Source organism: Pseudothermotoga sp. (assembly GCA_025060105.1).
In the GTDB taxonomy this organism is placed as follows: domain Bacteria; phylum Thermotogota; class Thermotogae; order Thermotogales; family DSM-5069; genus Pseudothermotoga_A.
Genome location: JANXCS010000004.1, coordinates 95,451 through 109,259 on the forward strand (window position 1 = coordinate 95,451; position 13,809 = coordinate 109,259).

Annotated in this window: 13 protein-coding genes and 1 tRNA gene; 4 read left to right on the forward strand and 10 right to left on the reverse strand. The window is 46.4% G+C overall.

The annotated features are described in order from the left end of the window. The first annotated feature begins 1 nt into the window (after position 1). The 3 genes from NZ875_05210 to NZ875_05220 are packed head-to-tail and all read left to right on the forward strand — an operon-like array spanning position 2 to position 3,949. The gene (locus NZ875_05210; protein MCS7175136.1) at positions 2–739 is read left to right on the forward strand and encodes an FAD synthetase family protein; all 738 of its coding nucleotides are present in this window, start codon (positions 2–4) and stop codon (positions 737–739) included. After that, positions 736–2,601 carry an ATP-binding protein gene (locus tag NZ875_05215; protein MCS7175137.1) on the forward strand — a complete coding sequence of 622 codons (1,866 nt, stop codon included), beginning with the start codon at positions 736–738 and terminating at the stop codon, positions 2,599–2,601. Before NZ875_05210 ends, NZ875_05215 begins: the two co-directional genes overlap by 4 nt. Position 2,602: 1 nt before the next feature. Then, positions 2,603–3,949, forward strand: coding sequence for an amidohydrolase family protein (locus NZ875_05220; GenBank protein ID MCS7175138.1), 1,347 nt, complete (start codon positions 2,603–2,605; stop codon positions 3,947–3,949). A 1-nt stretch (position 3,950) separates the two neighbouring features. Here the strand turns inward: NZ875_05220 and NZ875_05225 are convergent. Beyond that, positions 3,951–4,027, reverse strand: a tRNA-Thr gene (locus NZ875_05225). A gap of 312 nt (positions 4,028–4,339) precedes the next feature. On the opposite strand from NZ875_05225, the gene NZ875_05230 reads away from it, so the two are divergent. Next, positions 4,340–5,227: an HD domain-containing protein gene (locus tag NZ875_05230; protein MCS7175139.1), complete on the forward strand. Its 888-nt coding sequence runs from the start codon at positions 4,340–4,342 to the stop codon at positions 5,225–5,227. Here the strand turns inward: NZ875_05230 and NZ875_05235 are convergent. From NZ875_05235 to NZ875_05275, 9 genes are read right to left on the reverse strand one after another with little or no spacing between them, the layout of a single operon-like run. After that, positions 5,224–7,758 (reverse strand): DNA polymerase III subunit alpha, encoded by a 2,535-nt coding sequence (locus NZ875_05235; GenBank protein MCS7175140.1) that lies wholly within the window; start codon positions 7,756–7,758, stop codon positions 5,224–5,226. The two genes, NZ875_05230 and NZ875_05235, sit on opposite strands and share 4 nt — an antisense overlap. Continuing rightward, a complete protein-coding gene (locus NZ875_05240) occupies positions 7,755–8,672 on the reverse strand; it encodes an RluA family pseudouridine synthase (protein MCS7175141.1) in 918 nt (305 codons plus the stop codon). Before NZ875_05240 ends, NZ875_05235 begins: the two co-directional genes overlap by 4 nt. Beyond that, positions 8,647–9,090, reverse strand: coding sequence for a signal peptidase II (gene lspA / locus NZ875_05245; GenBank protein ID MCS7175142.1), 444 nt, complete (start codon positions 9,088–9,090; stop codon positions 8,647–8,649). The genes NZ875_05240 and lspA overlap by 26 nt, the downstream gene beginning before the upstream one ends. After that, positions 9,091–9,906 (reverse strand): protein-glutamate O-methyltransferase CheR, encoded by an 816-nt coding sequence (locus tag NZ875_05250; protein ID MCS7175143.1) that lies wholly within the window; start codon positions 9,904–9,906, stop codon positions 9,091–9,093. Then, positions 9,875–10,642, reverse strand: a complete 768-nt coding sequence (locus tag NZ875_05255; protein MCS7175144.1) for a hypothetical protein — start codon at positions 10,640–10,642, stop codon at positions 9,875–9,877. The genes NZ875_05250 and NZ875_05255 overlap by 32 nt, the downstream gene beginning before the upstream one ends. Further along, positions 10,639–11,400, reverse strand: coding sequence for a YebC/PmpR family DNA-binding transcriptional regulator (locus NZ875_05260; GenBank protein MCS7175145.1), 762 nt, complete (start codon positions 11,398–11,400; stop codon positions 10,639–10,641). Before NZ875_05260 ends, NZ875_05255 begins: the two co-directional genes overlap by 4 nt. Before the next feature lie 17 nt (positions 11,401–11,417). Then, positions 11,418–12,776 carry a SpoIIE family protein phosphatase gene (locus NZ875_05265; protein MCS7175146.1) on the reverse strand — a complete coding sequence of 453 codons (1,359 nt, stop codon included), beginning with the start codon at positions 12,774–12,776 and terminating at the stop codon, positions 11,418–11,420. Beyond that, entirely contained in the window at positions 12,766–13,140 is a 375-nt protein-coding gene (locus tag NZ875_05270) for a response regulator (GenBank protein MCS7175147.1), read from the reverse strand. Before NZ875_05270 ends, NZ875_05265 begins: the two co-directional genes overlap by 11 nt. Further along, a complete protein-coding gene (locus NZ875_05275) occupies positions 13,122–13,790 on the reverse strand; it encodes a TIGR03936 family radical SAM-associated protein (GenBank protein MCS7175148.1) in 669 nt (222 codons plus the stop codon). Before NZ875_05275 ends, NZ875_05270 begins: the two co-directional genes overlap by 19 nt. Between the last annotated feature and the right edge of the window lie 19 nt (positions 13,791–13,809).

Consider the following 13,809-nt stretch of genomic DNA (forward strand, 5'->3'; position numbering starts at 1 on the left):
TATGTATGTGGTGACGATCGGCGTCTTCGATGGAGTTCACCTTGGCCATAAGGAGCTACTCAGAAGGGTCGAAGAGCTGGCCGAGGGCAGAAAATACCGTTCGAGAGTGATCGTTGTTTCACATCCTTTCGAGCATTTGAGTGGCGATTTCGAAGGATTGATAACGAGTCATGAGCGAAGAATTTTGCTTTTGTCGAACTACGCCGACGAAGTGATCATGTTGGATCTCAAAGGCATCAAGGACATGTCAGCAGAAGATTTCTTCGAGCGATTCATAGCCAAAGATACGGCTATACTCGTCGTCGGAAAGGACTTCAGATTCGGAAAGAACGCCGAAGGAGATCTACGACTCCTTGAGAATCTATGCTCGAGGAAAAACATAGAACTGATAGCCCTTCCAGACATCCTAGATGGCCAAAACTTGCGCATAAGCAGTTCACGGATAAGAAAATTGATCAGGGAGGGAAAGATAAAAGAAGCTGAGGAGCTGCTCGGTCATGACTATCTGCTCGAAGCTGTAGTCTCGAGCGTTGAAAACTTCGACTCTCAGGACGTTGCTGTACTTGAACCATTCAAGGACCTCGTCGTACCTGCGTATGGAAGATTTCAAGTGGAGGAAAAACGCTTTGGGCTGAGAGGAACGGTGGCGTTCGAACGCGAAGTGAAACTGTTCAGTGAAGAGTTGAAATTGGCGATTGGAAGTTGTGTACATTTGAAACTGGTGGGGGGTGTTGCATGAGGATCGGTGTCGTTACAGGCATAAACAGCTCAAACCCTTACATTTTCTACGTAAGGCTCGAGCAGAAAGATGGTAAACCACATCACATGCTCCAGATAGACGATGTGGTCAAGGTGAGGTTCAATTATGAACCTCAAGGAGCCCTCGTTTATTACGGCATCGTGGTGGAGATCAAGGCGAAATGGGACTTCGGACCGATATCGGGCTACGAGGAAGAACTCGCTCTGAAGGGGCTTTCACCTGCCAACCCCATTTTCCTGGCCACCGTGATGACCACAAGGATGCTGAAGATGGAAGGGGAAAAGATCCTTCCAGACGCCCCACAGGTACCCCCACCGCCAGGCGCAGAAGTCAGCTTGGCCAGCGAAGAAGAAATCAATGCGGCGATGGGTTTCGATGAACTGCTGCAGAAAGACTACGCGATACCAGTGGGTGTGTTCAAAAACAACAAGCCAGCCTATGTGGACATCAGATACATCCTGGGTGAAAACGGTGCCCACATAAACATCTCTGGTCAATCTGGAGTTGCGGCAAAAACTTCCTACGCGACTTTTCTGGTGAAATCCTTCCTCGACACTGGGAACAGGTTGAAGGACAAAAACGAACTCATGGCTGCTCTTTCAAGATCGCGCTTCATCATCTTCAACGTGAAAGGGGAAGGTCTCCTCTTTCTGGACAAATGGTCAAAGGACTGGAAAGAAAAGGAGAAAACAGATTCGGCAAAACTGTGGCAAGAGATGTACGATACTTTGAAAGTGCGCGCCGAGCCGTTTTCGAAGGTGAAATTCTTCGCAACGAGAAAGCCCAATCGGGATGAACCGTGGGTCAACAAGAGATTCGAAGGTGTTCAATCCTACGGCTGGGACATAGTGGACATAATGAAGCTAGGTTTGTTTGAGTTAATGTTCGATCAGGAAGAACTCGAAAAGAATCAGAATTTACAGTTAGCCGTCATGGTCGTACAAGAAGCCCTTCAAGAAAGATTCGAAGAGGCTATAAGAAAAGCTAGAGAGTTCTGTCTGAGGAATCAAATAAAAGTGTCGAACGAGCCAGAAATAATCATCAGAACGGCCATTGCGAATGGTTTCGATGTGAGGGCCCAAGCAGGTCTACCAGACGGTTTGGACGAGCTGATCGAAATGTTCGAAGAGGACGAAGAATTCAAAACAAAGATCATGCAGGAAATTCAAGGAAAGGCAACGATAGCGGCCTTAGTGAGGAGACTCAAAGCTGCAAAAGCAACCGGTTTCGATCTGATATGGGTCAAAACCAACTTCTTACAGTTCGATACCACAACGAGTAGAAGGATCGATTGGGACAGACCTGGACAGGTGACGGTCGTGGATATTTCGAAACTGAGAGCTCGACCACAATCGTTCGTCGTCGGTGCCGTTCTGATCGAAGTGATGAAATCGAGAGAGGAAAAGACCAATCAAGACCCAGTGTTCATCTTCTTGGATGAGTTGAACAAATATGCGCCACGTCACGGTGGAGGACCTCTATCGAACATATTCAGAGACATCGCCGAGCGTGGGAGATCTTTCAGAGTGATACTGATCGGTGCCGAACAAACGGCTTCCGAAGTGGACTACAGAATCATCACACAATCTTCCACAACCGTAGTTGGTCGTCAAAAAGGTGCAGAACTGATGAAACCTGAGTATGCCCATCTGACCGATGAACAAAAGGCAAGGGCAGCGTTGCTTCAACAAGGTGAAGTGATCATCGACCAACCTTTCATGAGAATTCCCATCACTGTTAGGTTCCCCCTTCCTGTCTGGTGCACCCGTGAGGATGGTGTTTACACCATGGGGCCAGAGGAAAGGAAGATGGTGGAAAAAAGGCTGTACGGGGGCGATTGAATTGACGCTCAAAGATTGCTTGGTGTACTGTGATGGCAAATTCGTTGAGATGGACTTGTTCATCGAGAACGGCATTTTCACGAACGATCCCACAGGACCGATCGTGGATTTGAAAGGATACTATGTCATGCCCGGTTTTGTAGATTCTCACGCGCACGTGATAGGAACTGGACACAAGTATGGCCTTTTGAATTTGGAGAACGTGACTTCCTTGGATCAACTGTTAGAGCTCCTTGAACATCAACCGCAAAACCTTTTGATTGGCAGGGGCTGGAATGAAGAAAAACTCGGTGGAAGGCCCACCAGACAGTTACTAGATCGTATACAAAAACCCGTCTTGCTCGTGAGACGTTGTGGTCACGTTGGAGTGGCCAACTCTGCGCTCATGAGATCGGTTGGAATTTGGAAAGAAGACGGATTTTTCAGAGAGAAAGAACTTGAAGATGTGAAAAAGAAGATACCTCTGGAAGGAGAAAGGTTCTATAGAATCGGCGAAGAACGTTTTTTGATGCACGGAGTCACCTTCGTTCATTCGGACGATCTTCACGGTATGGAATGGGACAAATTGAAAGGTATATTGAGGGGTTCAAAGATCAGGTTGTTCGAGAAAATTCACTTCGAATCACCGTCTAAACTGGAACGATTCGATGATTTTGGCCACATCTCCGATCGTGTCTTCGCGAAGGCTGTGAAGATCTTTGCGGACGGCTCAGTGGGTGGAAGAACTGCGTGGCTCAGTGTACCCTACGCGGACGACCCGAACAACTTTGGAATGAAGCTGCTCAGCGAGGAAGACATCGAAAAATTCGCAAGCTTGTGCGATGAGAAGAACGTTCAACTTTGTGTTCATGCCATCGGTGATGAAGCTGTTCACACGGTTGCCAAAGTTTTGAGCAAACATCCTGGGCATCGTATCATACACGCCCAACTGGTTCGAGAAGAAGACTTACCACTTTTAAGAAATACACTGTTTTCCGTACAACCACACTTCGCGATAGAGGATGAACGGCTGATGGAATCCGCGTTGCCTAAAGAGCTCAAGGCGTTGAAGTATCCATTTTCGTTCCTGTTCAACCTCGGTTTCAAGATCGCTTTTTCGAGTGATGCTCCCGTTTCTCCAGAAGATCCAAAGTACGTGATAGAGAAAGCTCTGAAAATAGGCTTTACGAAGCAACAAGCAATTGAGCTTTACACGATCGCGGGGGCAAAATTGGCAGGCTTGAACAATTTAGGAAAGATCGAGGCAGGCTACTTGGCAGATTTCTGCATTTATGAAAGAGAGCCATTGAAATTCGATGAAGATCCAGTTGCGGTCTACGTAGCCGGGGAACTCGTCTACACAAAATAACTGGAGCAGGCGGTGGGACTCGAACCCACACCCTCCGCCTTACCAAGGCGGCGCTCCACCGCTTGAAGCTACGCCTGCCTCCTTTTGGAGTATACCAGAAAAAAATCTTGCTTTCAAGTGCTTCACTTCAACCCGTTTGGATTTGAGAACTGTTTGAACGCGACAGCATTTTAGTTTTCTAAAATAAAATTGAATATGATGGTAAATCTTTACCTTCAGAACTTGTATAGATTTTTAACTAATATTACACAAATTCGAAAGAGAAATTCGATTTAATTTTGCCTAGAAAATTCTTACTATCTGGCTCTTCTAAGTTATATTTCTAAAAAACATATGAGCGTTAAAAAACTTGTTCTATCACAACGGATTGGATCAAATCTTTTCGGAATTGTGGTAACACTTTTGGGAGACTCTCTAGACGTGGCGCACGATTTTCACAGCGCATGGAGATTGATAGAGAGAAACCCAACGCTCTATGAAATGGTGCTCGTTGACTGTCATGGTTTTGATCACAAAGACATTCTCACGTTCGTCCGCTCGGTTCGAGAGAACGTTTCACCGTTGTTTCCAAGAATTTTTCTGTCTTACGCCCCCTTCGACGTGGACTTGATCAAAGCGGGTGTGGATGAATTCATCAATGAGGAAAGATTGATTGAACCTTTAATTTTCGATTTTGGCAATGTTGGATATCTCACCAGTTTCACCGGTTTCATGAGTGATTTGTTCAAATTCAAAGATTCATACTTATTCGAACATTCGATCCGCGTGAAAACCTTCACTCGCCTTTTCACTATGCTCTGCGTCGAAGCTGGTTTGATAGATTCAGTTTTTGCGACGAACATCACTCTCGCCAGTTTCTTTCACGATCTAGGAAAACTGGTCATACCAGATTCGATACTGAACAAACCTTCCAGTCTGAGCGAGGATGAATTCTCTGTCGTTAAAATGCACACGACTTTCGGCGCCAAGATGCTGGAAAAGCTCATCAGGACTTTTCGCGAAGAAAAATTTCTAACCATCTTGTTCAACGTGGTGAAGTATCACCACGAGAGATACGATGGGGGAGGTTACCCTGAAGGCCTCAAAGAAAAGCAAATACCGTTGGAAGCGAGGATCGTTGCGATAATGGATGTGTTCGAAGCGCTGATGTCTGACAGACCTTATCGAACGGCATACACCTTTGAAGAAGCTCTTCGAATCGTGAAAAACGACGAAGATCATTTCGATCCGGAGATTCTTCAGATTTTTCTAGCGAACAGTGAATACTTTCGTTGTTAAACTTCCCACGAAATTTCGTACCAATCAACGAGTGGTCTCAACTGGGCCATTTCAACCTTTTTTCCACACAAACTTGTTTCCACAAATTCATGTTCGGACGCTTCTTCCAAATCGTTTTCATCAAAGCAACCGTAGAGTTCATAAACAACACGCTTGACTTTCTCTGCCTTCTCCTGCCTCAAAACGCGACCGTCTGGCGTCAAAGCGAGCACAAAATATCCATCTGCAACGCGTTCCTTCAACCGTACTATGGTTGAACCATCGCTCGCAAAGTTTTTCGAAACTTTAACAACAACTGGGAGCGTCCGTCCCGTGGCGAAGATCTCAGACAGCGGAGCGAATCTGTTTGAAAAATCAAATTTAAAGGGTGTGAGTGGAAAACCGTAAGCTTTCTCTTCCAAGCTTGCGAGGTCGGCTTCGTTGTAGTCAAGCTTTTTTCTCGACTCGCTCTGCTTGCCAAAAACTTTCGCTGCCAACTGACTCAACGTTTCATCGAAGCCTTTCTGAAGTGTTTCAAAAGCCTCCAATGCTTCCACGCGACCAGAGTGAAGCTCATCGAACACCCCAGCCCAAACCAGCTTTTGAAGGATTGACAATGGAAGCTTCGTCCTTTCGTAGAATTCTTTGAGATTCGAAAATGGGCCCAACTTTTGGCACAACTGTGTCACTGTTTTTCCAACACCGCTCACCACTTCCAACGGTAGTCGGAACGTCTTTTCCTCGTCTAAGGTGTGGTTAACGGATGGAGGTAGGACACGAAATCCCATGGAACGGAGTTCCTGCACAGCATGAAAAATTTTATTTTGATCAGAGGCGTTCTCTCTCATGTACAGTTCGAAGAACTGCTTTGGCCAGTGTGCTTTCAAGTATGCCAGTTCAAAGCTCAAAAGAGAATACGCAACACTGTGAGATTTATTGAAAGCATACAGAGCGAATTTTTTCAAAACACCACACACATCCTGAACAAATCGTGGTTTGTAACCTTTCTCAATGAGCTTACTTTTGAAATCGACCAAGGTTCGTTCGATGATGCTTTCATCTTTCTCTGAAATGGCTTTTCTGAAGAGATCTGCTTCGGCAGGTGAAAAACCAGCCAAATCCATCGCCAGTTTCATCACTTGTTCTTGATAAACTATCACTCCAAAAGTTTCTGGAAACAAAGTTTGCTCGATATCGATACAACCGCGTTTTCGTTCCGCGTAGAGTTTGTCCATCTTCGCCCTGAGTGGTCCTGGCCTGTTCAAAGCTAAGAGTGTGGACAGTTCTTCCAAATTTGAAGGCCTGACAGTTCTACACAACCTCCTTGCACCCTGAGCTTCCAACTGAAAAATGCCAGATGTTTTTCCATTCGAGATGAGTTTGTAAGTGCGCACGTCGTTCAAATCTACACTTTCGATTCCGACCTTTCTTCGAATTTCGTCCAGTGCGGTCAACGTCCTAAGGCCGAGTAAGTCTATTTTCACAACGCCGATCTGCTCGATCGAATCCATGTCGTATTCTATGATCTTCTGATCCTCGAAAGGTACCAAAGGAAGGTTCAACGGTTCTTGAGACACGACGATCCCAGCTGCGTGAACACTCCTTCGGTAGGGTAACCCAACGATCCGTTTCACCACGTCACCCTTCAAATCGATGTTGAGCCTCTTGACTTCGTTCATCAAAGCTTTTTCTGTCAACGTTGAAAACGTCGAAATCTGCGCAAAGTAGGGGAAGACATTTCTGAGCAAATACAACAACTTCGAGCGTTGTTCGTCAGCGACATCTATATCTATGTCTGGAGGTTCTCGCCGTTGCTCGTGTAAAAATCGTTCGAACATCAACCCATATCGAACAGGATCAACAGACGTGATGCCGAGAAGGTGGGCTAAAAGGCTACCAACGGCACTTCCACGCCCCGGACCAATGATGATCCCATTCTGTCTTGCCACGTCGACGATGCACTTCACCGTGTAGAAATACGGTTCGAATCCAAGCTTTCTCACGATGTCTATCTCATTCATCAATCTTTTTTTGTACTCTAGAGGAGATCTTCGAACGATATCGTCGAGCCAGTTTTCCGGAGGATCCGGCAATCGATGAACAACTCTGAGATCATAGTCATGAACCTTCAAAAGGCTCGCCACATCATCAAACTTTCCAGACGGTCCATCGTTCACCTGCGGTTCAATTCTAAGCAATTGACACATCACTCTGTGCGCTTCTAGATCATCTTTTTGAAGATAGTAGATGAGTTCGACATCGTTTAAACTCAAGCGGTTCAACTTCGGTTCTCTCCGTTCGTTGTAAGAACGTACCAACTCTTCGTATTCTTCCCTATTTCGCGCGTAGTAAATACTGTTCCCTTTCCTCAAACCGAGCACTGGAACAAGACCAAGTTTTCTACAGAACGTGTGAAAATGAACCGCACCGTGGAGGTTCACGTCCGCGAGCAGGAGTGATCTGAGCTTATTTTCTTTCACAAAAATTGCAAGATCTTCGAATCTGACGATGGATCCTTCGAAGGAATAGGGCGAAACGATGCAAGCGATCATTTCGTTGACTCCTCATGCAAGCGCCTGATGATCGATTTGAAATCTTCTGGAAGCGGTGCCACGAATCTCATCTTTTCGTTGCTCCTTGGATGTTTGAATTCCAAAACGGCTGCATGCAATAACTGCCTTTCGACGTGGACAGGATCAGCTTTTCCGTAGAGTCTATCACCCAAGATCGGATGACCGATGTACTTCATGTGTACCCTTATCTGGTGCGTTCGACCAGTTTTCGGATACACTGCAGCCAAAGATGCCAAATTGCCGAACCTTTTCAAGATCTTGTACAGAGTGACGGCCGATCTTCCTTCCCTCGCCACAGTCATCTTGACTCGAACTGTCGGATGCCTCGCGAGGTTGATCTGTATTTCACCTTCAAGTTCATCGGGACATCCGTGTATCACGGCGAAGTACATTTTGAAGACCTCTCTGTTTTTGAATTGCGCCGAGAGCGATCTGTGAGAAAAATCGTTCTTCGCAACCACGATCACACCAGAGGTTTCCTTGTCCAACCGATGTACAATACCAGGTCTGAGCTCTCCACCTATACCTTGTAGATCTTTACAGTGATACAAGAGTGCGTTCACCAACGTACCACTCGTGTGTGACGGGATGGGATGGACTATCATGCCGGCAGGTTTGTTGACGACTATGAGGTCAGGATCTTCGTACAGAATTTGAAGTTCTATGGGTTCCGCAACGATTTCTACTTGTTGAGGTGTTGGACGGTCTGGTAGTGAAATCTCATCGTTTGGCTTGACCCTGTAGCTGGCTTTCTCCACTCTGTTGTTGACTTTTATTTGTCCTTCCTTTATGAGTTTCTGCAAAAAAGAGCGAGAGACAATCTTGGGCAATTTTGAAAGGACGTACAAGTCGAGCCTCTGTCCAGCCTCATTCTTGCCCACCTTTATCGTCAAGAGGCTTTTCACCTCTCAACAAGCTGACAAGGATGAGCACTCCACCGATCGTGATGAAAAGATCCGCGATGTTGAAAACGGCAGGGAAGTATTTGACATTTATGAAGTCCACCACATAACCCAACCTGAATCTATCGACCACGTTGCCCATGGCACCACCCACGATCATTCCGAGGCCAGCTTTCGTCAATTTCGAGCAACCCACGAAAGCCGGCACTAGCGCGAGCAGGAATGTGGCAAAGAAAGTCACCCACAGTATCCACGGGGACCTCGCAAACATACCGAAAGCGATGCCCGTGTTTTTCGTGTAGGTCAACCAGACGAAACCTGGTACGATGGAAGTGGGAACCACCAAGAACCGTTCGATGAGCATTTTGGTGAGCTGATCCATCAGCAAGACGAAGGTCACCCAAAACATTCAATTCACCCTCTGGTAGAAGAATGGACTGAGTAGTTTCAAACCCAAACTGGTATGATCGAAGATTCTTTCCGTGCTACCAACGAACAGTACACCACCGATTCTGAGAGCCTTAGCAAAATTTTGATACAACTGCGTCTTTGCGTGTTCTTCGAAATAGATGACAACGTTGCGACACACAATCAAATCGAGGCCTTGTGGAAACGGATCTTGGAGCATGTTGTGCTTTTGGAACGTCACGCGCTTTTTCACAGAATCTTTGATCTTGTACATACCATCCACGATCTCAAAGTAACGATCTATGTAACTTTTAGGTGTACTGATCATCGATCGCGACTCGTAAATTCCGCGCTTAGCTTCTTCTATCGCTTTTTCATCTATGTCCGTTGCGAGAACACCAGCACCCACAGGAGCTTTCAGTTCTTCCAACAAGATGGCGAGAGAATAAGGTTCCTCTCCACTCGCGCAACCCGCACTCCAAGCTTTGAACCGAGACCTAGAAAGCGACAACAACTCTGGTAAGTATTTGTCTCTCAACTCCCACCATTTTTCTGGATTTCTGAAAAATTCGGTCACATTTATCGTTAGCTTGTCGAGAAATTCATCCCTAACGGCACTGTTACTCAGCAAGAGACGCAAGTACTCTTGATAAGAGGAAAGCTTGTATTTCCTTATCAATATTTCTATCCTGCGTTTCATGCGGTGTGGTTTGTAACCGCTCAAATCCAAGCCGAAATGTCTGTGCACTTCTTTGACGAACCATTGGAAATCTTCCATGGGCAAGTCACCAGAGAATTGGGAAAGAAAGTCCTGCATACCACCGCTCCTTCTGCAATTTCAGCGTAATAGCGATATCTCTCAGCTTCATTCTCATTTCAAGACCGTTCGTACCGAGAAAGAACCACTCTTCACCTTTCAACCAGCCCAAAGCGATCGACGTGTTCCCGTCGAGAAACTGTGCAGACAGATATATGTTCCTTTCCACCATCGCGAAACGGAATCCGTTCTCCGGTAAAATCAAGAACACGAACGGGCCTACGACCGTACTGAAACCGTAACCGCGACTCGAAATGAAACCTCCCACTTCGAACCATTCGGTGGGGAGTGTTAAACCCACATGGTACTGTCCATCTACATCGATGCAAACGTTGAAGAAAGAAGTTTTGAAAAAGAGAGCACTCTCCGGACCCAACGTTGCTCCGATGGATCCATCAAAACTCCATGCGACGAGTGAATGCGCATGAAAGTCGATGTTTGAAAAACTCACCTGAACTTTTTGGGGTGCGTTGAACTTGACCCCTCCACTGCCTAGATCAAGATCGAGGCGTTTCAAACTCTCCAAGGGAGATAACGCCGGTGTCAACCAGTTTCCATCGAGATTGAATACGAAAGGAAAGTCCAAGACGGCTTGAACGCGCCAAAATTCGATGCGCGGTATCACCCTCAAACCAAAATTGGCGCCATCACCAACGGCATAATCTAGATTCACAGTCGCTGAGAAACAAACGATTGAAATCAAAAGCAGTGCTGTGATTATGTGCTCCAGCTTCATTGCCCGAGTTGTGCCAAGATAGCCTCCATCTCGGCATCGTCCATCTCGAAGTTCGAGAAGACTTCTTGAACATCGTCCATGTCTTCCAACGCGTTCAAAAGGGTCAGCAGTCTCTCGGCATCTTTTCCAGTAACACGGACTGTGCTCTTCGGCACATATCCAATGCTAGCTTCAACTTTGTAACCATTGGCTTCGAGAGCATCTTTGATCTTCATCACGTCCTCAGGGCTCGCGATGATCCTGATGGGATCTTCTTGCTCCTTTATGTCCTCCGCACCAGCATCGATGGCGATCATCATGACTTCCTCAATGTTGGCAACTTGTTCTTTTGGCATTTGCACGATGCCTTTCCTTTCAAACACCCAACTTACCGATCCCGGTTCGGCGAGGCTACCTCCGTGCCTACTCAAAACGTGTCTCAACTCTTGAGCAGTCCTGTTTTTGTTGTCTGTGAGTGCTCGTATGTACAGAGCTACTCCACCTGGTGCGTAAGCCTCGTAGATGATCTCTTGAAATTCGGCGCCCTCGATTTCTCCCGTGCCACGTTTGATGGCTCTCTCGATGTTTTCCTTTGGCATGCTCGCCTCTTTCGCTCTTTCGATGGCTGCCCTGAGACGTGGGTTCGTGTCGGGGTTTCCGCCCCCTTCACGCGCTGCAACGATCAACTCGCGGATCAATTTCGTGAACAACTGCGACCTCTTCGCATCTTGGGCCATTTTTCTGTGCTTTATATTCGCCCATTTGTTGTGACCAGACATGATCCAACCTCCCGTCCTCAACTTTCAGTTTTTCCCAAATATTTTACCACTACCAACGTAGAATCGTCATGCTGAGCAGCTTCACCGCAGAAACGCTTCAGCTCTTCTTCGGCATTTTTGACCATAGTTTGAGCACTTTCATTCGCACAACTTTGAAGAACTTCCACAAACCTTTGTAAACCAAACTCTTCGCCGTGTTCATTCCTCGCTTCAGTAACACCGTCGGTGTAGATCACCAAAGCTTCACCAGGGTGCATCCTGAACTGGGATTCTTCGTAATCCAATTCTTTCACGATGCCCATCGGAAGGGCTTGAGCTTCCATCAACACGGAACCGTCAGCGTGCACGCGGATGATGGGGTTGTGCCCCGCATTTATCAATCGAACTGTACCGTCCGCATGGAAACACATCAGCGCGATCGTGACGAACCTATCTTCTTCCAAATCTTCACACAAAGCGTTGTTCAACTCTTTGGCCAAATGCGAAAGATCAAGTTCACTCTTAACTAGAGTCCTCAAGGTACTCCTCAGAGAAGTCATGAGCAGTGCGGCAGGAATGCCTTTCCCAGACACGTCCGCAACGGCTACAAGGAGGTTCCCTCTCATCATGATCAGATCGTAATAATCTCCCCCAACTTGTATCGCTGGAACCGTTCTCGCCGCTATTTGGAGGTGATCCAATTGAGGCAGGCGCTTGGGAAGTAAGCTCAACTGAATTTGCCTTGCAATTTCAAGTTGTTCTCTCATTCTCTGTCTTTCGATTTCTCTCCAAAGCCTGGTGTATCTTTCGCACGATGCAGCCAACTGGAAAGCTACAGCCTCGAGTATCTTTCTGTCAGCTGCGGTGAATATTCCATGTTCTTTCTCGATCAAGGTTATACGACCCCACTTCGTCTCACTGTTCCCTATCGGTATCGAAAGAAGATTTTTCAGCTTCATCCCATGCTCTGGCTCGATCAACACCACACCTTTGAAATCTTGAAGGATCTTCTTTGCGATCGAGGTCAGATCCGCCTCGAACTGGTTTTTCTCGTACACCAGATTCTTGCCAAGCACGTTGAGCTCTATGAAGATCGATTTGAATGGTATAGTCTGCCTGAGCGTTTGGGTCAACGGTTCAAAAACTTCCGAGGGATCCACCACGTTGGCGAACAGATTGTTCAGCTCGAAAAGGGTCGATATTTCCTGATACGTTTTGGACAGTTCCTCCAAATGCTCTTCTAAAAGTTTTGTGTATTCTTCACGCAGCTTGCCCATCTGGTCCAGAAATTCGTTCAACAACTTGAACAGCTCGTTTCGGTTCACAACACCGTCTTGCGACAACATCTTGGCGAAGTTCATCAACTTTTCGTGAACGCCCTCGAAATCATTTAACACACTTCGTCACCCTTCGCACTTCCTCAATGAGCTTGAGCGGGCTGAACGGTTTGGTCAAAAACCCATTTGCTCCATACTGTAACGCTGTTTTCGCGTCGTCTTCGCCACCCTTCGCTGTCAGGATGATCACCGGTATGTTAGAAGTCTCTTGGTCAGATCGAATACGCTTTAGAACCTCAAAACCGTTGAGGTGTGGCATCATGATGTCTAGTACGATGAGGTCTGGTTTGTTAGATTTGATTTTCTCCAGAGCCTCAACACCATCCTTAGCTTCTTCCACAGTGAAACCTTCTTTGGTCAAATTGAAATTGACGATCTTCCTCAGCACTTCTGAATCATCGACAACTAATACTCTACAGCCCAAGCTTTCGCCTCCAACACATCGTCTAAGTTGTTTTGACCGCACAAAGCTCGAAGTCTCTGTACCAAAACAAATTCACACGACTCCACTGACAAAGGTTCGTAAAGGTATCTCGCCCTCACGACATTGTTCCTATTTTGAGAATATACTATAACAATGAACTTTCCAACCTTTTCAAAATGAATTTCGTTGAAAAACTCTCTCATCTTTCCTTTTTTTCCTTTTTCCTCCAAATTCACTTCATATTCCGGATCAAACCGTGACAGGTCCACACACTTCGAAGGGAGAATCACCCTGAAGAGATACCCACTGACCAGTTTGTTTGGATCTTCTTCGGTCCACCAGATTCGAACTGGTTCCAAATTCCTGACCGATGTCAATTTTAACCTCTTTAAAAGATCAGGTTCATGCCCTTTCACCTCGACCCTCACGTACAGAGCGAGGTTGAAAACACCCGTTGGGGTCGGATCTAGGAAGGAGATCTTAGGTTTTCTGTGAAAACCTTGGCTGAACACCATGTGCGCACCGGCTCTTCTGAAATTCCTTTCTATGGCATTCGCAGTTTCTATAGCCGATAGGAAGCGCAAGAGCCCAACCTTTTTGTATTTCACCACCGCATGCACTCGCACCACATCCGCATCGAAAACTTTCACTCGCTCGATTATACTATGT